Consider the following 21,856-nt stretch of genomic DNA (forward strand, 5'->3'; position numbering starts at 1 on the left):
AGGGCGCTAGGAGGCGATCCGGACCGGGAGTTCGGCCAGCACCTCGCGCAGCGCGGCCGCGAAGCGCTCGTACTCGGCGCTGCGGGCCGAGCCCGGGCGGGTGGCCAGCCCGATCCGGCGGCCGGGGGCCGGGGCGGCGAAGCGGACGGCGGCCAGCCGGTCGGTGCGGCCGGCCTCGACGTCCAGCGCGGTGGCGGGCAGCAGCGTCACCCCGAGGCCGCCGGCGACCAGTTGGACCAGGGTGGACAGGCCGGCCGCGCGAGTGGTGGAACCCCCGGGATCGGCACCGACCTCACGGCAGATGTCGAGGGCCTGGTCGCGCAGGCAGTGGCCCTCCTCCAGCAGCAGCACGTCCAGGTCGAGCAGCACGTCGCGCGGGACGTCGATCCGCCCGGCGAGCGGGTGCTCGGGCGGGGTGACCAGGACGAAGTCCTCGTCGAACAGCGGGATGTCGCGGGTCGGCGAGGTGCCGCCGGCCGGGAGCGCGAGCAGCAGGACGTCCAGCCGCCCGGCGGCCAGCCCCTCCAGCAGCGCGGGGGTGCGCTCCTCGTGGACGTGCAGTTCCAGCTCCGGGAAGCGGTCGCGGACCAGCCGCAGCACGGTGGGCAGCAGGTAGGGCGCGACGGTCGGGATGACGCCGAGGTGCAGCGGCCCGGTGAACGGGCGGCGGGCGGCCTCGACCTCCTCGGTGAGGGCTTGCAGCGAGGCGAGCACCCGGCGTGCGTGCTCGCGCACGCGCTCACCCAGGGGGGTGATAATCACCCTGCGCGTCGTACGCTCGACCAGCTGCGCGCCCAGCGACTCCTCCAGCGCCGCGACCGCCCCGGACAGGGCCGGCTGGCTGGTCCCGGTGGCGGCGGCGGCCTCCCGGAAGTGCCGGTGCTCGGCGACCGCGAGGAAGGCCTTGAGCTGGGCGACGGTCGGCGCCCGGGGGCTGCGGACTGTGGCGCTCGCCACAGCGGCGTCGGGTTTGGCGGCGGCGGCCCTGCGGGGGCGGGGCCGCGACGTGGGCGGTTCGGTACTGATAGCCATCTCCGATCAGACACATCAAGTGTAGCTATTTCCCTGATCAGTCCACGATGTGGAAACGTAGGACGTGTCCGGAATCCGGACAAAACTCCCCTCAGTCTCACTTCAGGAGAAGCGAACGTGCTCACGATCGGTGACAAGTTCCCCGAGTTCGAACTCAACGCCTGCGTCGACCTGGACGCCGCGAACGCCTTCGCCGAGATCAACCACAAGTCCTACGAGGGCAAGTGGAAGGTCGTCTTCTTCTGGCCGATGGACTTCACCTTCGTCTGCCCGACCGAGATCGCCGCGTTCGGCAAGCTGAACGACGAGTTCGCGGACCGCGACGCCCAGATCCTCGGCGTCTCCGGCGACTCCGAGTTCGTGCACCACGCCTGGCGCAAGGACCACAAGGACCTGCGCGACCTGCCCTTCCCGATGCTGGCCGACGTCAAGCACGACCTGATGCGCGCCTGCGGCGTCGAGGGCGCCGACGGCACCGCCCAGCGCGCGGTGTTCATCGTCGACCCGAACAACGAGATCCAGTTCGTCATGGTGACCGCCGGCTCCGTCGGCCGTAACCCCAAGGAGGTCCTGCGGGTGCTGGACGCCCTGCAGACCGACGAGCTGTGCCCGTGCAACTGGACCAAGGGCGAGGACACCCTCGACGCCCAGGCCCTGCTGGCGGGCTGACCCATGGCCCTCGACGACCTGAAGGCCGCCCTCCCGGACTACGCCAAGGACCTCAAGCTCAACCTGGGCTCGGTCATCGGCAACTCCGACCTCCCCGCCCAGCAGCTCTGGGGCACCGTGCTGTCCTGCGCGATGGCCACCCGCAGCGCCGCCCTGCTGCGTGAGCTGGAGCCCGAGGCCAAGGCCAACCTCTCCCCGGAGGCGTACACCGCCGCCAAGGGCGCGGCCGCGATCATGGGGATGAACAACGTCTACTACCGGACGCTGCACCTGCTCTCCGACAAGGAGTACAGCACGATGCGGGCCGGTCTGCGGATGAACATCATCGGCACCCCGGGCGTCGAGAAGGTCGACTTCGAGCTCTGGTGCTTCGCCGTCTCGGCCATCAACGGCTGCGGCCAGTGCCTCGACTCGCACGAGGCCGTGCTGCGCAAGGCCGGTGTCGAGCGCGAGGTCGTCCAGGCCTCGATGAAGATCGCCGCCGTGCTCCAGGCCGTGGCGGGTGTCCTCGACTCCGAGGCCGCCCTCGCCGCCGCCGGCGCCTGACGGACCCCGCACGACGCCGACGGGCCCTCCCGGACACCACGTCCGGGAGGGCCCGTCGGCGTTGTGCTCCGGCCTCAGCCGTCCCCGGTCGGGGCGGCGGAGGTCCGGCCCGCGGCCTCGCGGGCGGCCTCCATCGCGGTGAAGACGGCCTGGCCGGCCTCGTTGCGGCGGCGCAGGTGGGTGATCACGGTGTTGGTGACGGCGATCAGCGGGACGGCCACCACCGCGCCGCCGATGCCGCCGATGATGCCGCCGGCCGCGACGCCGAGGACGACGCCCAGCGGGTGCACCCGGACGGCCCGGCCGAGGATCAGCGGCTGCAGGATGTGGCTCTCGATCTGCATCACCGCGACCAGCACGATCAGCACCATCAGCGCCGTCCACGGCCCCTCGGTGACCAGCGCGATCAGCATCGCGACCGTGCCGGTGACGAGTGCGCCGACCAGCGGGACGAAGGCGCCCAGGAAGATGATCACGGCCAGCGGCATCGCCATCGGCACGCCCAGCAGGTCGATGCCGATGCCGATGCAGACCGCGTCGATGAAGGCCACGCCAACGGTGCCGCGCACGTACGCGGTGAGCGTCGCCCAGGCCTTCGGGCCGGCGCCGGCCATGGCGAAGCGGGAGTGCCGGGGCAGTCCGCGCAACGCCCAGTTCCAGATCCGCGCGCCGTCGTAGAGGAAGAAGAAGGTGGTGAAGAAGGCCAGCGCCACGGCGGTCAGCACCTCGACGGCGATCTGCGCGCCGGTCAGGCTGGCCGAGGTGATCTGGTCGGTGTTGGTGGTGATCGCCTTGCCGATCTGGTCGGCGTAGTCGTTGATCTGCTGCTGGGTCAGGTGCAGCGGCCCGGTGCTCAGCCAGTCCCGCAGCTGGTCCACACCGTCCTTCACCTTGCTGGTGACCGTCGACAGGTTGGTGGACACCTGCCAGACCACGAACCAGCCGACCAGCCCGATTCCGGCCAGACCGCTCAGGAACACCGCGCCCGCCGCCAGCGAGCGCGGCACCCCGTGCCGGCGCAGCCAGGAGACCGTCGGTTCCAGCAGCGCGGAGATCAGCAGCGAGGCCAGCACCGCGAAGGCGACCAGCCTCAGCATGTCGACGATGTAGAAGACGACGTAGAGTGCGCCCCCGAGCAGCAGCAGCCGCCAGGTCGACTCGGCGGCCACCCGCAGCCCCCAGGGCACGGCCTCGGCCGGGGTGGCGGGCCGGCCGGGGTGGTACTCCCGCGCCGGGCCGGGCGGTGCGGTCGGCGCGGGGGCCACCGGCGCGGGGGCCACCGGGGCGGGGGCCACCGGGGCGGCGGCCGGAACCGCGGCGGGTTCGACCCGCGGGGCCGGCACCGGATCGGGTGCCTCCGCCAGTGCGGGGACGGCGAGCTCGTGCGGGTCGGCCGCCATCGCGGCACGCCGGCGCCGTTCGATCACGGCGGCCGCGCTCGCCACCACGGCCATGCCCTTGGCCACGGCCTTGAAGGCCTTTCCGCCCCGCGCCATCCTCGCTACCACCGCTCCCCTGCTGAGCCGCCGTGCCCGGCGGTACGCCGTGGGTCCCGCCACGGCCGTCAGGGATGACGCTACCCGGCGGCGGCCCGGCGAGTCCGGCCCCCGCCGGGTTCGGCTCGAACAACCTCGCCATCAAACCGGGGCAAACCGTCAGGTTTCAGATGGTTTCGGACCGGGATCGCTGGGGAGGAGTCGAAACGAGGCCCCCGGGGAGAGCGAGGCCTCGGACCACGGACCAACTGCCGGCGGACCGGCCGGTGCGGGAAGCGACCAGGACCCCTTCCCGCGCCCCGCGTCCGCACCGGGTCCGCACCGCCCGCAGGCGCACTGGTCAGCGCAGCCCGGGCGGCGCGGCCCGATCCGGCTCCCGGTGGGCGGGAACGCGACGGCCCCCGGTCGCTCGTCGGGCGGGACGAGCGGCCGGGGGCCGTACGGGAGAGTCCACCGCCGGGCGGTGGCGGCTCCTAGTACCAGTTGTGGGACTGCCAGAACGACCAGGCGCCACAGGGGCTGCCGTAGCGGCTGTTCATGTAGCCCAGACCCCACTTGATCTGGGTGGCCGGGTTGGTGCGCCAGTCGGCACCGGCCGAGGCCATCTTGGTGCCGGGCAGCGCCTGGACCAGGCCGTACGCGCCGGAACTCCGGTTGGTCGCGGTGTAGTCCCAGCCGCTCTCGCGCTTCACGATCTGGCTGAAGCACTGGAACTGGGCGTCGTCACCGACGACCTGCCGGGCGATGTCCTGGACGGATCCGGGGCTGGCCGAGACCGGCGGGGCGCTGTTGTCGGTGGCGGCCATCGCCGAACGCGCCTTGGAACGGTTGGCAGCGGCCTCGTCGGCCTTGCGCTTGTCCTCGGCGGCCTTGGCAGCCTTGTCCGCGTCGGCCTTGGCCTGGGCATCGGCCTTCGCCTGGGCGTCCGCGGCGGCCTTCTGGCGCGCGGCCTCCTCGGCGGCCTTCTGCTCGGCGGCGGCCTTGGCCGCGGCGTCGGCGGAGGCCTGCTGGGCGGATGCCTGCTGGCCGATGTTGTCACTGATGGTCTGCGCCTGGGCGCCAGAGGGGACTTCGGCAAGCAGGGTCGCGCCCGCGACGTCGACCGTCTGCGTCGTCTTGCCCTCGCTGCCCGAGGCCACACCCACGACGGCACCGACAGCGGTGACGGCGGTGGCGGAGGCCACAGCGACTCCCCGGACCGAGATCCGAGTCACATGGATTCCTTCCAGCATCGCCCACGCGTGACCGTGCGGGCGCAACATGCCCCTTGGCACTGACCTCCGCAGGTGCTCTGGTCACGGGAGGTGCTGGCCCGGCGTCCGGCCGAGGTGAGGCGACCGGGCGTTGGAATCGGGCGGCGTACGGCTCATCGGTCTTCAATTGTGCGTCCACCGACCGGAGTTGGTGGACCATCCGGGCCCGGACTCGTGGAGTCCGGAAGCCCTGCCACGCCGTACGCGGGGCCTGACAGAACCCTCACCATGCCGCACCGGACGCTGTCGACGCAATTCCCGTTCGCGTGGCGCACGTCACATTCACCGCACGGGAGTTCCCCGGGCGGAAAGCACTCGATGTGATGAAAGGGGTGAGGGCCCGCCCCGTCAGGAGCGGGCCCCGCACCAAGAGTTAACCGTATTGTCCGACTATGTCCTGGTCAGGGACGAATCACGGGTGGATGTCCTCCAGCATCTCCGTGACCAGCGCCGCGATCGGCGAACGCTCCGAGCGGGTGAGCGTGATGTGCGCGAAGAGCGGATGCCCCTTCAGCTTCTCCACCACCGCCACCACGCCGTCGTACCGGCCCACCCGGAGGTTGTCGCGCTGCGCCACGTCGTGGGTGAGCACCACCCGCGAACCCTGGCCGATCCGGGACAGCACCGTCAGCAGGACGTTCCGCTCCAGCGACTGGGCCTCGTCCACGATCACGAAGGCGTCGTGCAGCGAGCGGCCCCGGATGTGGGTCAGCGGCAGCACCTCCAGCATCCCCCGGGAGATCACCTCCTCGATCACGTCCGGGGTGGTGACGGCGGAGAGGGTGTCGAAGACCGCCTGCGCCCAGGGGCTCATCTTCTCCGTCTCGGAGCCCGGCAGGTAGCCGAGCTCCTGCCCGCCGACCGCGTACAGCGGCCGGAAGACCATCACCTTGCGGTGCTGCCCCCGCTCCAGCACCGCCTCCAGCCCCGCGCACAGCGCCAGCGCGGACTTGCCGGTGCCCGCCCGGCCGCCCATCGAGACGATGCCGACGTCCGGATCGAGCAGCAGGTCCAGCGCCACCCGCTGCTCGGCGCTGCGCCCGCGCAGTCCGAACGCCTCGCGCTCGCCGCGCACCAGCCGGACCCGGCCGTCGCCGGTCACCCGGCCGAGCGCCCGGCCGCGCTCCGAGGTGAGCACCAGCCCGGTGTGCACCGGCAGCTCGTCCGCCCCCTCGACGTCCACCGCGGCGTCGTGGCCGGCCGCGAACAGCGCGTCCACCTGCTCCGCCGGGACGTGCAGCTCGGACATCCCCGTCCAGCCGGAGGTGATGGCGAGCTCGGCCCGGTACTCCTCGGCGAGCAGGCCCACCGAGCTGGCCTTGATCCGCAGCGGCAGGTCCTTGGAGACGACCGTGACGTCGTACCCCTCGGCCTGGAGGTTGCGGGCGACCGCGAGGATCCGCGAGTCCGCCTCGCCGCCGCCGACCCGGTAGCCGGCCGGCAGTATCGACAGGTCGGAGTGGTTGAGCTCGACCCTGATGGTGCCGCCGAGCTCGCCGACCGGGATCGGCTCGTCGAGCCGGCCGTGGCGGATGCGGTAGTCGTCGAGCAGTCGCAGCGCCTGGCGGGCGAAGTAGCCCAGCTCCGGGTGGTGCCGCTTGGCCTCCAGCTCGGTGACGACCACCACCGGCAGGACGACCTCGTGCTCCTCGAAGCGGGTCATGGCGAGCGGGTCCGCCAGGAGCACGCTGGTGTCGAGAACGTACGTGCGCCGGTCTGGCGTCCGGCGGCTCTTGGAACTGACCACTAGGCCTCCAGAGCGGATGACCCTGCGTCATCCGCGGCAAGCCGGCCCCCGCTGCCCCGGTGGCCTCGGGACCGGACTGCCTGGAGTATTCCCAGGCGAGGGGCGGTGCATTCGCGCCCCCGGCGAACTGACGGATCATTGCCGGTGAACGTTTGGCCTCACGAGGGCTCCGGGTAGGCCAGCCCTACGGCGGTCACTTCACCCGTTCAGAGGCCCAGTCGCCGGTTGCGCTGCTCGAACGCCCGCAGCGCCCGCAGGAAGTCGACCTTGCGGAAGGCCGGCCAGTACGCCTCGCAGAAGTAGAACTCGCTGTGCGCGCTCTGCCAGAGCAGGAAACCGGACAGGCGCTGCTCGCCCGAGGTGCGGATGATCAGGTCCGGGTCGGGCTGGTTGCGGGTGTAGAGGTGCTCGGCGATGTGCTCGACGTCGAGGATCTCGGCCAGTTCCTCGATCGAGGTGCCGCGCCCGGCGTGCTCCTGGAGCAGCGAGCGGACGGCGTCGGCGATCTCGTGCCGGCCCCCGTAGCCGACCGCGACGTTGACCGTGATGCCGTCGATGTCGGCGGTCTCCTCGGCGGCCCGCTTGAGCACGTCGGCGGTGTGCTGCGGGAGCAGGTCCAGTGCGCCGACCGGGTGGACCTTCCAGCGGCGGGCGGCGGCCAGCCCGGTGACGGCGTCCTCGATGATGCCCAGCAGCGGGACCAGCTCGTCGGCGGGGCGGTCGAGGTTGTCGGTGGAGAGCATCCAGAGGGTGACGACCTTGACGTGGGTCTCGTCGCACCAGCCGAGGAACTCGCTGATCTTGTCGGCGCCGCGCTGGTGGCCGTACACGGTGGTGCCCCCGGCGGCCTTCGCCCAGCGGCGGTTGCCGTCCAGGATCACGCCGATGTGGTGCGGGGTGCGGGCGAGGTGGACCTCGACCCGGCGGCCGTAGAGCCCGTACATCCCGCCCAGCAGGGTACGCAGACCCGGCGTCCGTTCGGCGACATCGCGCAGACCCATGATTCCCGGCCCCTCCGTGCTCGTTCAGCTGGTGCGTCAACGCCCCGGCGCAGCCTACTCCGGCGGGCAGGCACACGGTAAAGCCGCAGGTAGCGGTCTGGTCACGGTCCTGTACGGAGTCCGCCCCGGCGGGCGTGTCGCGGGCCTTGCCCGACGGCTCCGACGGCGGACACGGAACGGTCTCCGAATCCTTAAGGAATCCGTAAGCCGACTGTCCAATGCTTGACGACCGGCAATGGTCTAGTCCAGCTTTTGATCCAAGGCGGAACGAACCCCACGGCCCCGCCCCACCCCCACGCACCACCGTGCACCACCATGCACCGCCGCGGTCGCCCACCCCCAGGTACGACGACCCCACGCACCACGACGGACCTCCCCTCCCCCACACGCGGCCGCCGCGCCCCCCACCGCGGCGGCCGCTCCCTCCCCAGGAGCGTCACCCCATGGCCCGTACGCTGAACCAGCCCGCGCACAAGCGCCGGCGCAGCCCCCTCCCGGCCGTCGCGGCCGGCGCCACCGCCCTCGCCCTGGCCGGCGGCGGCCTGGCCCTCTTCGCCGGCGGCGCCAGCGCGGCCGTCGGCAACCTGGTCACCAACGGCGGCTTCGACAGCGGGCTGGGCGGCTGGAACTGCGCCGGCGCGGCGACCACCGTCTCCTCCCCGGCCCACTCCGGCACCGGCGCGCTGCAGGCCACCCCGGGCGCCGGCGACACCGCCGAGTGCACCCAGACCATCAGCGTGCTGCCCAACACCAGCTACACGCTGAGCGCCTGGGTCCAGGGCCCGTACGTCTACCTCGGTGCGCGCGGCACCGGCGGCACCGACCCGTCCACCTGGTCGAACCAGAACAGCTGGAACCAGCTGTCCTCCACCTTCACCACCGGCGCGAACGCCACCAGCGTCACCGTCTACCTGCACGGCTGGTACGGCCAGAGCGCCTACCTCGCCGACGACGTGAGCCTGATCGGCCCCGGCGGCCCCTCCACCCCGAGCCCGACCGCCACCGCCACCCCGTCACCGACCGCCACGGCCACCGCGACCTCCTCCCCCACCGCGACCGGCACGCCGACGGCCACCGCGACCCCGACCGCCACCGCGACCGCGACGCCGACCCCCACGGCCACCGCGACCGCCACCACCCCGCCGGTCACCGGCCTGCCCGCGCACGCGGTCACCGGCTACTGGCAGAACTTCGACAACGGCTCGACCCCGCAGCGCCTCGGCGACGTGCAGAGCGCCTACGACATCATCGCGGTGTCCTTCGCCGACGCCGTGCCCACCCAGACCGGCGCGATCAGCTTCACCCTCGACCCCGGCCTGTCCAAGGCCCTCGGCGGCTACAGCGACGCGCAGTTCCGCGCCGACATCAAGGCCAAGCAGGCGGCCGGCAAGAAGGTCGTCCTCTCCATCGGCGGCCAGAACGGCGCGATCACCGTCGGCGACGCCACCGCCGGCAACAACTTCGCCAACAGCGCCTACGCGATCATCAAGGACTACGGCTTCGACGGCATCGACGTCGACCTGGAGAACGGCGTCCAGGCCGGCCCGCTCGGCAACGCGCTGCACACCCTCCAGGCCAAGGTCGGCCCCGGCTTCATCCTGACCATGGCGCCCGAGACGATCGGGATGTACAGCACCGCCGGCGCCTACTTCCAGCTGGCGCTGAACACCAAGGACATCCTCACCGTCGTCAACACCCAGTTCTACAACTCGGGCGGCATGAACGGCTGCGACGGCAAGGTCTACAACCAGGGCACCATCGACTTCATCACCTCGCAGGTCTGCACCCACATCCAGGGCGGCCTGCGGCCCGACCAGGTCGGCATCGGCGTCCCCGCCTCCGCCAAGGCGGCCGGCGGCGGCTACGTCTCGCCGACCGTGGTGAACAACGCGCTGGACTGCCTGGCCACCGGCAACAACTGCGGCAGCTTCGTCCCGCCGGCCAAGTGGCCGACCATCCGCGGTGCGATGACCTGGTCCACCAACTGGGACGCCAACAACGGCAACGCGTCCTCCAACGCGGTCGGCCCGTTCGTCCACAAGATGCCGTAACCCCCCACCGCCAATCCCCCACCGGCGCGCCGCTCCTTGAGGGTGGGGCCTGCGCGCCGGCGGCGGGGCCCGCCGTACCCGACCCGGTACGGCGGGCCCTCCCGCGTCCGGGCCCGGTAGCGCCAGGTCCGGTCCGGCCCCCGGGCCCAGGCGCCACCTGTGGCGTCGCGGTGGCCCGGGAAGTCCGGCCTCCCGGGCCCGGGGGCTACCGGGCCAGCACCGCCAGCAGCGCGCCGAGCAGCAGGAACGGTCCGACCGGGACGTCGAGCCCGCGCACCGGGCGTCGGCGGGCCAGCGCGACGGCGGCCCGCAGGATCGCCCAGAGCCCGGCGAGCACCACCGCGGCGAACAACCCGGCGACCGCCACCGGCCAGCCGTACCAGCCGAGCAGCCCGCCCAGGGCGAACCCCAGCGGCGAGTCACCCGGGCCCAACGCGCCGATCCAGACCGCCAGTTCGAGCAGGGCCCCGACCGCGAGGGCCACCAGCAGGCAGCGCAGCAGCACCCCCGGGCGCCCCGCGGCCAGCGCCGCCACCGCCAGCAGGGGGGCCACCCCGCCGACCAGCGGCAGGGTCAGCCGGTACGGCAGCCGGCGCACCCGGGCGTCGACGAAGCCGAGCACCACGCCGAGCCCGGCCGCCCAGCCCAGCGCCGCGGCCGACGGCCCGTCCGCCGCGTACGCCAGCCCGGCGGCGACCACGGCCGCCACCAGCTCCACCGACCAGGCGCCCGCGCCCAACCGCTCCCGGCAGCCCGGACAGCGTCCGGTGGGCGGCAGCAGTCGCACCTCGCGCCCGCACAACGGGCAGGCACCGCACCAGGGTTCGCCCTCCGGCACGGCGAACCGGGCGACCAGCCCGCGCAGCAGCGGAGCCACCAGAAATGCGGCCAGCACCGCGCCGACTGCGGCTAGCATCACCGGCGCACCCCCTTTTCGATCAACGCCCGCACGCCCGTGCGGCACCCGGGAACCGGGCGGGGCGCACCGACCACATCATCCAACGGGGGAACGACCATGACGAAGACCCAGTCCATCCGGAGAATCGCGGCCGGCCTGCCGGCGGCGGCGCTCGTCCTGGCGCTGTCGGCCTGCGGGCCGGACAACGCCGACCCGGCGGCCGTCCCGAGCGCCCCGGCCGCGCCGCCCACCGGCACCGCCGGGGCCTCCACGGCTCCCGGCACCCCGACCGGCACCCCGACCGGCTCCGCGGCCTCGACCGCCCCGGCCACCCCGACCGCCCCGACCGCCCCGACCGCCCCGGCCGGACCGCAGCCGTCCGTCACCGCCGGCGGCAACAACGTCACCCAGGTCAGCTACGACCGCCCGCTGCCGCTCGGCAGCGCCGGCCGCTACGTCGGCAAGAGCTCGGTGGTGGACGCCGCCGCGGTCTCGATCGTCAAGGGCACCGCCGCGGAGATCGCCCCGCTCAACCTCCCGTCGACGAGCACCAGCGGCAAGACGCCGTACTACGTCACCGTCTCCTTCACCAACCGCACCGGCGCCCCGCTGGCCGAGGACGCCTACATGATGCGGGTCTGGGTGAAGCCCAAGGACCACTCGGCGGGCGCGCTGCCGGCCGCGACCCTGCAGAAGGCGATCCCGCAGTGCGACACCCGGTCGCTGGTCACGCTCGCGGACGGGCAGTCCGTCAAGCTGTGTGCCGTCTATCTCGTCCCGAACGAGACCCCGCCCAGCTTCCTCACGTACGGGAACATCCTGGACACCGCGCCCCTGGTTTGGAAGGTCGGCTGACACCCCCGCCTGCCGATCCAAGGAGGCCGCTCCGGGCGGTTCGGTGCGCGTCCCGGGACGCGCACCGAAGTGCCCGGAGGTGCCCCTAAAGTAGGCAGGCATGCAGGTCATCCAGTCCAGCAAGCTCGCCAATGTCTGCTACGACATCCGCGGCCCGGTACTCGACGAGGCGATGCGGCTGGAGGAACAGGGCCACCGCATCCTCAAGCTCAACACCGGCAACCCCGCCGTCTTCGGCTTCGAGGCGCCGCCGGAGATCCTCCAGGACATCCTGCGCAACCTCTCGACCGCGCACGGGTACGGCGACTCCAAGGGCCTGCTCGCCGCCCGCCGCGCGGTGGTCATGCACTACGAGGACCGCGGCCTGCACGGGCTGAGCGTCGAGGACGTCTTCCTCGGCAACGGCGTCTCCGAGCTGATCCAGCTGGCCATGACCGCACTGCTGGACGACGGCGACGAGGTGCTCGTCCCGGCGCCCGACTACCCGCTGTGGACCGCCTCGGTCTCGCTGGCCGGCGGCACCGCGGTGCACTACCGCTGCGACGAGCAGGCCGAGTGGTACCCGGACCTCGCCGACATCGAGGCCAAGGTCACCGACCGGACCCGGGCCATCGTGGTGATCAACCCGAACAACCCCACCGGCGCGGTCTACCCGCGCGAGGTGCTGGAGGGCATCGTCGAGATCGCCCGCCGGCACCGGCTGGTGGTCTACGCGGACGAGATCTACGACAAGATCCTCTACGACGACGCCGAGCACGTCCCGCTGGCCACCCTGGCGCCCGACCTCTTCTGCGTCACCTTCAACGGCCTGTCCAAGGCGTACCGGGTCGCGGGCTTCCGCTCCGGCTGGATGGTGCTCTCCGGCGACCGGCAGCGGGCCCACAGTTACATCGAGGGCCTGGCCGTGCTGGCCTCGATGCGGCTGTGCGCCAACATGCCCGCCCAGCACGCGGTGGCCGCCGCGCTCGGCGGCCGGCAGTCGATCCGCGACCTGGTGCTGCCCGGCGGGCGGCTGCTCGCCTCGCGCGACGCGGCGTACCGGCTGCTCAACGAGATCCCGGGGGTCAGCTGCGTCAAGCCCAAGGGCGCGCTGTACGCGTTCCCGCGGCTGGACCCGAAGGTCTACAAGATCAAGGACGACGCCCAGATGGTGCTGGACCTGCTGCGCTCCCAGCGCATCCTGCTGGTCCAGGGCACCGGCTTCAACTGGCCCGAGCCGGACCACTTCCGGCTGGTCACACTGCCCCGGGCGGAGGAGATCACCGACGCGGTGACCAGGATCGGCGACTTCCTGAGCGGCTACACCCAGCCGTAGGGCGTGAACGGCCGCACCCAGCCGTGACCCCCCGCGCGCCCGGCGCACGGGGAAAGCACTACGGCCGGAGTCCCGGCCCGGGCGGTCTCCTTGGTCGGGGAAAGACCGCCCGGGGGAACTCCGGCCGTCCTGTCACTCGGCGGGCGCGCGGTTCGTGCCGCGCGACCGCCTCTCGCTCTGCTGAGGCTCAGGCTCAGCCGAGACGCGCGACGAGGCTCCGGTACTCGTCCCACAGCTCCTTCGGGGTGTGGTCGCCGAACAGCTCCAGGTGGGCCGGCACCAGCGCGGCCTCCTGGCGCCAGATGTCGGCGTCCACGGTGAAGAGCAGGTCGAGGTCCTCCTGGGACAGCTTCAGGTCGCCGAGGTCGAAGCCGTCGACGGTCGGCAGCACGCCGATCGGGGTCTCGACGCCCTCGCCGGTGCCCTCCAGGCGCTCGACGATCCACTTGAGGACGCGGCTGTTCTCGCCGTAGCCCGGCCAGACGAACGCGCCCTCGGCGTTCTTGCGGAACCAGTTGACGTAGTAGATCTTCGGCAGCTTCGCGGCGTCCGCCTGGGCGCCGACCTTCAGCCAGTGGGCGAAGTAGTCGCCCATGTTGTAGCCGCAGAACGGCAGCATCGCGAACGGGTCGCGGCGCAGCTCGCCGACGGTGCCCTCGGCGGCGGCGGTCTTCTCGGACGCGATGTTGGCGCCGAGGAAGACGCCGTGCTGCCAGGTGAAGGACTCGGTCACCAGCGGGACGGCGGTGGCGCGGCGGCCGCCGAACAGGATCGCCGAGATCGGCACGCCCGACTGGTCCTCCCACTCGGGGGCGATGGTCGGGCACTGCGCGGCCGGGACGGCGAAGCGGGCGTTCGGGTGGGCGGCCGGGGTGCCGGACTCGGGGGTCCAGTCGTTGCCGCGCCAGTCGGTGAGGTGCGCCGGGGGCTCCTCGGTCAGGCCCTCCCACCACACGTCGCCGTCGTCGGTCAGCGCGACGTTGGTGAAGACCGTGTTGCCCCACAGGGTGTCGATGGCGTTGGCGTTGGTGTCCACGCCGGTGCCGGGGGCGACGCCGAAGAAACCGGCCTCGGGGTTGATCGCGTAGAGCTGGCCGTCGGCGCCGAAGCGCATCCAGGCGATGTCGTCGCCGATCGTCTCGACCTTCCAGCCCGGGACGGTCGGCTGGAGCATGGCCAGGTTGGTCTTGCCACAGGCCGACGGGAAGGCGGCGGCGACGTACTTGACCTCGCCGGACGGCGGGGTGAGCTTCAGGATCAGCATGTGCTCGGCCAGCCAGCCCTCGTCACGGGCCATGGTCGAGGCGATGCGCAGCGCGTAGCACTTCTTGCCGAGCAGGGCGTTGCCGCCGTAGCCGGAACCGAAGGACCAGATCTCCCGGGTCTCCGGGAAGTGCGAGATGTACTTGGTGCTGTTGCACGGCCACGGCACGTCCGCCTGGCCCTCGGCCAGCGGGGCGCCGACGGTGTGCACGGCCTTGACGAAGTCGCCGTCCTCGCCGAGCTGGTCCAGCACCGCCTTGCCCATGCGGGTCATCACGCGCATCGACACGGCGACGTAGGCGGAGTCGGTGATCTCGACGCCGTACGCGGCCAGCGGGGAACCGACCGGGCCCATCGAGAAGGGCACGACGTACATCGTGCGGCCCTTCATCGCGCCGCGGAACAGTCCCTTCTCGCCCTGGAAGACCTCCCGCATCTCGGCCGGGGCCTTCCAGTTGTTGGTCGGACCGGCGTCCTTCTCCTGCTCGGAGCAGATGTAGGTGCGGTCCTCCACGCGCGCCACGTCCGTCGGGTCCGAGGCGGCGTAGTAGGAGTTGGGGCGCTTTTCCTCGTTGAGCTTCTTGAAGGTGCCCTGAGCCACCAGCAGGTCCGCGAGGCGCTGGTACTCCTCGTCGGAGCCGTCGCACCACTCGACGCGGTCCGGCTGGGTGAGCTCGGCGATCTCGTTCACCCACGCGAGCAGGCGCTGGTGGCGGGTGGGCGCGGAGGCGCTGAGAGCAGAGATCTCGTACGACACGATCGCTCCGTTTCACACCATCTCGGCGAGGAGGTGGCGTAGCGGGGGTCTGAGGGTGCTTGCAGCGTAGCTCCGGCTCCAACGCCAAACTGCGGCACAGCGTCGAAATTGACTCATCTTTTACTACATTAAGTATGACTACCGGCCAGTAATGGGTCGCCCACATCCCGGCCCGGACGCCTTCGCGGACACCCCGAACACTCCAAAACGTCCAAGAGTGACGATCACCACTTTCCTACGCGTCAGTAACCTACGGCCCCGTAGGTAGCGGGTAGCATGCTGCGCATGACTGCTGAGCTCGTCGAGAGCACGGAGAACGAGGGCGCGGAGAACGGGGCCTCGGGACGCAAGCCGAAGTGGCGCGGCTGGCTGCACGCCGGGATGTTCCCCGCCACCGTCGCCGCCGGGATCGTGCTGATCTGCCTGGCCGACTCCACCCCCGCCAAGATCGCCTGCGCGATCTACTCGATCAGCGCCTGGCTGCTGTTCGGGGTCAGCGCGGTCTACCACCGCTTCGACTGGGGCCCGCGCGGGGACGCCGTGCTGCGGCGGCTGGACCACGCGAACATCTTCCTGATCATCGCGGGCACCTACACGCCGTTCACGATCCTGCTGCTCAAGGGCGCCGACCAGCAGGTGCTGCTCTGGGTGGCCTGGGGCGGCGCGCTGGCCGGAATAGCGTTCCGGGTGTTCTGGGTCGGCGCGCCGCGCTGGCTGTACACGCCGGTGTACATTGCGCTCGGCTGGGCCGCCGCCTTCTTCCTGCCGGACTTCCTGCACGCCGGCGGCGTCGCCGTCCTGGTGCTGATGATCGTCGGCGGGGTGCTCTACAGCATCGGCGGCGTGGTGTACGGGCTCAAGCGGCCCAATCCGTCACCGCGCTGGTTCGGCTTCCACGAGGTGTTCCACGCCTTCACCCTCGGCGCGTTCATCGTGCAGTACGTCGGGGTCTCACTGGTGGCGTACAGCGCGGCCGGCTGAACCCGGCGCGCCACGGCGGGCGGCCGCGCGGTCCACGGACCGGGCGACCGCCCGCTCCGCTGTCCAGGGGCGCTCGTACGGTGCCCGGCCCTGCGGGCGGCGCGGGTACGGCGGGTGGTCCCCCGTGCCGGCCTCCGGCCACGGCTCCACCGCCGGCCCGGCGGTGCGGCCACGCGCCTGCCGGGCGTCCAACGCCTCGCGGGCCCGGCGGCAGCGCTCGCAGTGCGCGGCGTCCGGGGTGACGGCCGACGGCCGGTGCCCCCGCGGGACGGCCGGCCGGTGGAGCGCCCGCCAACGGCGGCCCACGTAGACCATGAGCAGCAGCACCTCGACCCCGGCGACGACCAGGACCAGCATCGCCCCGTTGATCAGGTAGGCCGCGACCACGGCGAGCGCGGACGCCACCACCACCGCCGCACCCCACACCTGGGCGCTCGACTCCCTGCCGGCCATTCGACTCCCCTTTCCCGGCGCCGGGCTCGTGGTCGGCTCCGGCCGCCCCACCCCTTCTCCGCTCTCGGCACGCGTCAGTCAGCACTGACCGATTGCCACATGGTATCTACCGTCCGTCACCCGGAGCTGCCCCCGGGCGGCGAACGACAGATCAACGTTGCGTCAATTCCTTGTGCGGAAGCATTACTTCCAGGACACATCACGCTGCGCGCCCGCTCGACTACAGGCTGACGTGCCGGGGCCGCACGCAGCACGGCGGGGCCCGGCTGTGTCAGCCGGACCCCGCCGCTTGTCTCGCGTCGCGTGCATGTCGCGCATGTCGTGCATGGCGTGCACGTCTCGCATGGCGTGCACGTCTCGCATGGCGCGCATGTCGTGCCCGAGAGGCCCTACCCCCGTCGGACACCCGCCCTGCGCCGCACGGCCGCACCCGCGCCCACGAGCGCGGTGACGCCCAGGGCCGCGACCGCCGTCACGGCCGGCAGCGCCGAACCGCCGCCCGCCGCCCGCTCCTGGTCGGCCGCCAGCTGGTAGCCGCCGCCCTTGCCCTCCCGGTCGTACGCCGAGCCGGGCAGCTTGTCCCCGTACCGCTCGTGCACCAGCTTCTGGTATGCGGCCAGCGACACCCCGCCCGCGCCCACCGAGCGCCGGGCCTCGTCGTCCAGCGGCAGCACCCGGCCGTCGCGCAGCACGTACCAGGCGTTCACCTGCGGCTCGCGGAACGCCGTACCGCCACCGCCGCCGGCCGCCTTCGCCGCATAGTCGCTCTCGTCACCGCCGGAGGCGATGTTGACCACCCGCCAGGAGTCGCCCTGCCGGATCGTCCACACCGAGGCCGTCTGCCCGTCCGCCGCGACCACCTTGCTCGCGGTGAACTCGGCCTTCGCCACCGGCGCACCCGGGGCGCCGGCCACGAAACCCGCGTCCAGGGTGTACACCGGCACGGTGTCGCCGGCCAGCCGGGGCGCGGCCGCGCTCGCCGCCTGCGCCTCCTGCGCCGCACCGATGGTCAGCTGCTGGGTCGGCGGGACGCCCTTGCGGGCGAAGAAGTGGCCCACCTTGTCGAGGACGGCCTGGTCCTGGACCACACCACGGGCCTTCGCCAGATCCGCGGCGGGCACCGGCACCGGGGCGCCGGCCGCCCCGTCCGCATGCGCGGCCGGGGCCAGCCCCAGCCCGAGGCCGGCGGCGAGCAGGGCGGTGACGGCGGCCCGACGGGCCTTTCCGAGGTCAGTCATGGTCGCCCTCACGCGCCGATCCGGTACAGGGAGTGGGTCCACGAGAACGTGTTGTTGTTCACGTAGTAGTTGTAGTCCGCCCAGTTGTAGCGGTAGTTGGACGGCCACGGGTCGCCCCAGTACACCCAGTTGCTGCTGGTGTCGTAGCCGTAGACGACGTGCATGTGCCCGCCGCCGGAACTCCACTGGATCCGGGTCTCGATCGGCCGGTTCGCGTCCACCTCCGTCTGCACGGTGTTGTAGCGCAGGTAGCCGGTGACGTACGAACCCGGGTTGATGCCGACCCAGTCCAGCCCGTTCTGCACATCGGCCAGCGAGGCCTGACTGTTGGGGCAACTGGAGTTGACCGAACGGCCGAACGCGGCGTTGCAGAACTGGTTCTGGCTGTAGTTGTAGCCGAACCAGGTGGCGATGGTGTTCCCGCTCGCCGCCCAGCACCAGTTGGTCTGCTGTTGCTGCTGCATGGTGATGTTGAGCTTCTTGAACGTGCCGGCCAGATCGGCCGTGCTGCCGGGCGCGGCAGCCTGGCGGACCTGCGCCGGGGCGCGGTCCTGGACGGGAGCGAGACCCTGGGCGGGGGCGGCGAGCGCCGGAGTGGCCGCCACCGCGGTCAGCGCCGGGCCCAGCACGCCGAGGGCGAGCAGCGAGACCGCGCGGCGCAGTCGTATCCGTGGAACTGGCATGGGGGAAGTGCCTCCTTGCACAAGCGGAGCGAGGTGCTGTGTGGGGGCGCGGTCCGGATCGCGCCATGAGCATCCCGCCGCCCCCGGAAGCCGGTCAACGGCCTTCAGGACCATCACAGTTCAGGTGTGAACGACCGGCCACGGGTGTGAACGCCACCCCGAAGACCCCCGCGTGGCACGCCAGGCCCGGTGACAAACCGCCGCCCTGATGTGAATATTCACGGTCAAACACGGTCTGCCCGCACCCGTCCCCCAGGAGGCCGTCATCCACCGCACCGACCAGGCCGACCTCACCGCCGCCCTCCGCACCGGCCCCTTCCACCTCGCCCTGCGCACCGCCATCGCCACCCGCGGCCTCGCCCTCCACCGCATCCGGCGCCACCTCGCCCTGCGCGGCGTCCACGTCGGCCTCACCAGCCTCAGCTACTGGCAACAAGGCCGCCGCCGCCCCGAACGCCCCGAATCCCTCCGCGCCGTCTCCGCCCTCGAAGACGTCCTCGACCTCCCCGAACACTCCCTCACCCGCCTGCTCGGCCCCCGCCGCGCCGCCGACACCACCCCCGCCGGCCCACCCGTCCGCCCCTACCGCGACCTCATCTCCCCCGCCACCGCCGTCGACGACCTGCTCGCCACCATCGTCGGCCCCCGCGACACCGGCCTGCACACCATCACCCACATCGAACGCATCCGCCTCGGCCCCGACCGCCAACTCGCCCGCCGTGACTCCCAACACGCCCTCCGCGCCCACCGCGACGGCATCGACCGCTACCTCGCCCTCTACCAGGGCGACCCCGGCAGCGACATCACCCGCGTCGGCGTCCGCGCCGAAGAGAACTGCCGCCCCGGCCGCATCCGCCGCGACCAGACCCACCACCTGCTCGTCGCCGAACTCCTCCTCGACCGCCGCCTACGCGCCGGCGACACCCACCTCCTCGGCTACGGCTTCGACGACGCCCCCTCCCCCGACCCCAGCTGCGAATACGTCCGCGGCTTCAACTCCGGCGCCGGCCAGTACGTCCTCCAGATCACCTTCCACCCCGCCGCCCTCCCCGTCCGCTGCCACCGCTTCGCCCTCCACTCCCCGGGCGAAGCCCCCTACGAGACGGAGGAACTGACCCTGGACGGCCACCACTGCGTCCACCTGGTCGCGACGGCCCTGCGGCCGTGCCTGCTGGGAATCAGGTGGGACTGGGAGTGACGGGCACGCCGTCAGTGCGACCAGTACGGGTCGTCGATCACATCGACCTTGGCGTCGAGTGATGTCCGGACGAGCGGGGGGACGGGCTTGTACTCATGGGCGGGCTGGTACAGCACCCCAATGGCCTCCGCCCTGAACATCACCAGGTAGCTCGAGTCTTGCTGAGCCCTCGCGTAGAACGTCAGGAACGTCTCCCCACCCATGTCTCCCATACCCCGCAGGGCCTGAATCTCATCGGCGGGGTTCGACCGATCGACCACCCGGCTACCAAGTGCCTTCCAGGCTTGGGTCACCTGATCCATCAGGGTCGGCAGTTTCGCCCGCGAGACCGCGGTCCGCACGGTGACGATCTCGGTGACGGCCGAACCCATGCTCCGCTCGCCGTCCCAGAGATCGTCCTCCCTCCGCACCTCGAACTCGGCCCCCGCATAGGTGAATGAAGGCGAAACTCCATCCATGGTGGCGCGCAGGGCACGGTCGATCCGGCTCTTCCCCTCGCCCGTACCCACCCTGCCCGATCGATCGGCCAACGCCAACGGCCCGTACCCGTTGGCGAACAGCACCGCACCGAGGGCCACCGTGACGACGAACGACAGCAAGATCGAGCCGGCCACCTTCCAGCGGGTCGTCATCGGCCCTCCGTCAGGTGAACGTCGTCGGCCTTGCCCGTCACGATCGAGGCGATGTTGCCCAGCGAGGGGCCGCCGGTCTCCGGGGCCAGGTACTTGGTGTGCATCCCGAAGTCCTCCCAGCTCCACGACTTGCTCCAACCGTCGACGGTGAAGCGCTTGGCTCCGAAGGACTCGCTCGCTGGGTCTCTCCCGTACCAGAGGTCGTGCGGGTCGGCGCCGACCAAGCCGCCGAAGGGCCAGGGCACCGTCGCGGCGTTCGCCGAGGGGATTTGGGTGACCGGGTCGTTGCCGGCCGCGCCCGCCCACACATGCCCGGAGGGCATCCCCAGGTCCGAGGCGTGTGTCACGCCGACACCGGGACTGCCGATGATCACCACGTCGTCCGGCAGCGTGTAGTTCCCCTGGTGGGCGGCCATCTTCGTGGCCTGTCCGACGAGGAGCGAGCCGTAGCTGTGCCCCATCGAGGTGATGTGCGGGCCCTGGTCGTTCGTGTTGGTCGCCCGGAGCCCGGTGACGAACCTCGCGTAGTCGGGTGCACCTTTGACCGCCCGCTCGGGCGTGGCCGCTTTGATGTCGATGTCCGGCGGGTCGTAGCCGAGCCAGATGATGGAGGCCGCCGATCCACCGGGCTTGATCTTCTTGTTGGCCTCTCGCCAGACGTTCAAGGCGTTTTCCGCCTCGTTGGTGCCGGGCGTGGTACCTGACTTCGCCGCGCCGAGCGAATCGGGGGTGGTCGTGATCCCGGGAACGTAGGAGGAGATGTCGGTGGCGGTGTCGGGGTTTCCGAAGGACAGGATCGCGCGGCCTTGGCCTTCGGTACCGACGCCGATCAGGTAGGTGGGTGGCCGACCGTCCTTCGCCTGGGAATCCTGGGCGAGGCGCTCTTGGATGGGTTTGAGCTTCTGGTACTCCGCCTCTTCTTCCTTCGTCCGGTTCCTGCCTTCGAGTTCCCTCATCCGCTTGTCCAGGTACGTCTGGTTGACCCGGTCCCGCACCTCCACCGGGACCCCGTCCAGGTTTCCAATGTTCTCCGGATGGTGGTCGATGTACCACTGCCGGCCCGCCGGGTCGAGGCCGTTCCACCAGTTGTTGACCTCCGTCGGGGGCGCCCCCACGGCGGGCATGTCCCTGAGGTAGGGGGAGCCCGGGCTGTTCGCCGCCTTCTGGTCGGCCTCGGCGACGGCGAGGGTCAGCCCCGACTTGCTGGTGGCGTGCTGGGTGAAGCCCTTGAGCAGCCCCGCCAGGGTCTGGTCGGCCGCACTCGCCTCCGTGATGGCGGCATTGATCCGCATGGCGACGTCCTCGGCCGCCGTCTTCTGTTTCGTCTCCCAGGTGGCGTCCACGGGGCCGGTCGCCGGAGGCCAGCTCACCGTCCCGGTGTCGCTGACCGTCAGTCCCTTGGCGGTGGCGTCGACGAGGGCCTGCCGGAGTTTCGACTGGGCGAGCCCGAAGAGGTCGGCGTGGTCCCGCAGGGTCTGGCCGATGGCGGCCAGTTCGGTTTCGGCGGCGTGCAGTTGGCTGGTGGTGCCGTCCAGTGAGTGGAAGGCGGCGTCGGCCGCCGGGCCGGTCCAGCCGGATCCGTGGACCCGGTCGGCGGTACCGCTCTTCCAGTCGGCGGTGTGCTGCGTGTACGCCTTGTGCAGCGCGTCGTAGGCGTCCGCCGCCGCGTACAGGTCCCCCGGCTTGGCGTTCTTCAGGCTCGCGAGATCGAGGCGGTTCTCTCCCGCTCGCCGATCCGTGTCAACCATGAGTGCACCCCCCAGTACTCGCCGCTACCATAGCCCACGA

Annotated in this window: 19 protein-coding genes; 7 read left to right on the forward strand and 12 right to left on the reverse strand. The window is 71.7% G+C overall.

What is annotated here, in order from left to right:
* Positions 1 to 6: 6 nt before the first annotated feature.
* On the reverse strand, positions 7 to 1,032 hold the full coding sequence (locus OG556_RS13770) for a LysR substrate-binding domain-containing protein (RefSeq protein ID WP_371517284.1): 1,026 nt from the start codon (positions 1,030 to 1,032) through the stop codon (positions 7 to 9).
* A 117-nt stretch (positions 1,033 to 1,149) separates the two neighbouring features.
* On the opposite strand from OG556_RS13770, the gene OG556_RS13775 reads away from it, so the two are divergent.
* Together OG556_RS13775 and OG556_RS13780 are read left to right on the forward strand one after the other, a co-directional pair.
* Positions 1,150 to 1,701, forward strand: a complete 552-nt coding sequence (locus tag OG556_RS13775; protein WP_371517285.1) for a peroxiredoxin — start codon at positions 1,150 to 1,152, stop codon at positions 1,699 to 1,701.
* 3 nt (positions 1,702 to 1,704) lie between these two features.
* Positions 1,705 to 2,247 carry an alkyl hydroperoxide reductase gene (locus tag OG556_RS13780; RefSeq protein WP_363629586.1) on the forward strand — a complete coding sequence of 181 codons (543 nt, stop codon included), beginning with the start codon at positions 1,705 to 1,707 and terminating at the stop codon, positions 2,245 to 2,247.
* A 74-nt stretch (positions 2,248 to 2,321) separates the two neighbouring features.
* Here OG556_RS13780 and OG556_RS13785 read toward each other — a convergent pair whose 3' ends face one another.
* From OG556_RS13785 to OG556_RS13800, 4 genes are all read right to left on the reverse strand, one after another.
* Positions 2,322 to 3,743 (reverse strand): AI-2E family transporter, encoded by a 1,422-nt coding sequence (locus OG556_RS13785; RefSeq protein ID WP_371517286.1) that lies wholly within the window; start codon positions 3,741 to 3,743, stop codon positions 2,322 to 2,324.
* 473 nt (positions 3,744 to 4,216) lie between these two features.
* On the reverse strand, positions 4,217 to 4,975 hold the full coding sequence (locus OG556_RS13790) for a transglycosylase SLT domain-containing protein (RefSeq protein WP_371517287.1): 759 nt from the start codon (positions 4,973 to 4,975) through the stop codon (positions 4,217 to 4,219).
* A 433-nt stretch (positions 4,976 to 5,408) separates the two neighbouring features.
* Positions 5,409 to 6,743, reverse strand: coding sequence for a PhoH family protein (locus OG556_RS13795; RefSeq protein WP_063347994.1), 1,335 nt, complete (start codon positions 6,741 to 6,743; stop codon positions 5,409 to 5,411).
* Between the two features lie 206 nt (positions 6,744 to 6,949).
* Entirely contained in the window at positions 6,950 to 7,744 is a 795-nt protein-coding gene (locus OG556_RS13800; RefSeq protein ID WP_208869076.1) for an isoprenyl transferase, read from the reverse strand.
* Between the two features lie 443 nt (positions 7,745 to 8,187).
* Here OG556_RS13800 and OG556_RS13805 point away from each other — a divergent pair, with 443 nt between their 5' ends.
* A complete protein-coding gene (locus tag OG556_RS13805) occupies positions 8,188 to 9,795 on the forward strand; it encodes a chitinase (protein WP_371517288.1) in 1,608 nt (535 codons plus the stop codon).
* Between the two features lie 205 nt (positions 9,796 to 10,000).
* On the opposite strand, the gene OG556_RS13810 is transcribed toward OG556_RS13805, so the two are convergent.
* Positions 10,001 to 10,711, reverse strand: a complete 711-nt coding sequence (locus OG556_RS13810) for a prepilin peptidase (protein WP_363585480.1) — start codon at positions 10,709 to 10,711, stop codon at positions 10,001 to 10,003.
* 99 nt (positions 10,712 to 10,810) lie between these two features.
* On the opposite strand from OG556_RS13810, the gene OG556_RS13815 reads away from it, so the two are divergent.
* Both OG556_RS13815 and OG556_RS13820 read left to right on the forward strand, forming a co-directional pair.
* Positions 10,811 to 11,548, forward strand: coding sequence for a hypothetical protein (locus OG556_RS13815; RefSeq protein ID WP_371517289.1), 738 nt, complete (start codon positions 10,811 to 10,813; stop codon positions 11,546 to 11,548).
* Between the two features lie 100 nt (positions 11,549 to 11,648).
* Positions 11,649 to 12,863, forward strand: a complete 1,215-nt coding sequence (locus OG556_RS13820; RefSeq protein ID WP_350879977.1) for a pyridoxal phosphate-dependent aminotransferase — start codon at positions 11,649 to 11,651, stop codon at positions 12,861 to 12,863.
* Between the two features lie 193 nt (positions 12,864 to 13,056).
* Here the strand turns inward: OG556_RS13820 and OG556_RS13825 are convergent, their stop codons facing one another.
* A complete protein-coding gene (locus tag OG556_RS13825) occupies positions 13,057 to 14,883 on the reverse strand; it encodes a phosphoenolpyruvate carboxykinase (GTP) (protein ID WP_363585457.1) in 1,827 nt (608 codons plus the stop codon).
* Positions 14,884 to 15,168: 285 nt separating this feature from the next.
* Here OG556_RS13825 and OG556_RS13830 point away from each other — a divergent pair, with 285 nt between their 5' ends.
* Positions 15,169 to 15,864, forward strand: a complete 696-nt coding sequence (locus OG556_RS13830) for a hemolysin III family protein (RefSeq protein WP_371517290.1) — start codon at positions 15,169 to 15,171, stop codon at positions 15,862 to 15,864.
* Here OG556_RS13830 and OG556_RS13835 read toward each other — a convergent pair.
* The 3 genes from OG556_RS13835 to OG556_RS13845 form a co-directional block, all read right to left on the reverse strand.
* Positions 15,835 to 16,317, reverse strand: a complete 483-nt coding sequence (locus OG556_RS13835) for a hypothetical protein (protein WP_371517291.1) — start codon at positions 16,315 to 16,317, stop codon at positions 15,835 to 15,837. The two genes, OG556_RS13830 and OG556_RS13835, sit on opposite strands and share 30 nt — an antisense overlap.
* A 389-nt stretch (positions 16,318 to 16,706) precedes the next feature.
* A complete protein-coding gene (locus OG556_RS13840) occupies positions 16,707 to 17,555 on the reverse strand; it encodes a hypothetical protein (protein WP_371517292.1) in 849 nt (282 codons plus the stop codon).
* Between the two features lie 8 nt (positions 17,556 to 17,563).
* Positions 17,564 to 18,238 (reverse strand): papain-like cysteine protease family protein, encoded by a 675-nt coding sequence (locus tag OG556_RS13845; RefSeq protein WP_371517293.1) that lies wholly within the window; start codon positions 18,236 to 18,238, stop codon positions 17,564 to 17,566.
* Positions 18,239 to 18,503: 265 nt separating this feature from the next.
* Between OG556_RS13845 and OG556_RS13850 the strand changes: the two genes are divergently transcribed.
* Positions 18,504 to 19,436, forward strand: coding sequence for a hypothetical protein (locus tag OG556_RS13850; protein WP_371522695.1), 933 nt, complete (start codon positions 18,504 to 18,506; stop codon positions 19,434 to 19,436).
* An 11-nt stretch (positions 19,437 to 19,447) separates the two neighbouring features.
* Here the strand turns inward: OG556_RS13850 and OG556_RS13855 are convergent, their stop codons facing one another.
* Together OG556_RS13855 and OG556_RS13860 are read right to left on the reverse strand one after the other, a co-directional pair.
* Entirely contained in the window at positions 19,448 to 20,068 is a 621-nt protein-coding gene (locus OG556_RS13855; RefSeq protein ID WP_371517294.1) for a hypothetical protein, read from the reverse strand.
* A complete protein-coding gene (locus OG556_RS13860; protein ID WP_371517295.1) occupies positions 20,065 to 21,816 on the reverse strand; it encodes an alpha/beta hydrolase in 1,752 nt (583 codons plus the stop codon). Before OG556_RS13860 ends, OG556_RS13855 begins: the two co-directional genes overlap by 4 nt.
* Positions 21,817 to 21,856: the final 40 nt, after the last annotated feature.

The organism is Kitasatospora sp. NBC_01300 (genome assembly GCF_041435235.1).
Classification (GTDB): domain Bacteria; phylum Actinomycetota; class Actinomycetes; order Streptomycetales; family Streptomycetaceae; genus Kitasatospora.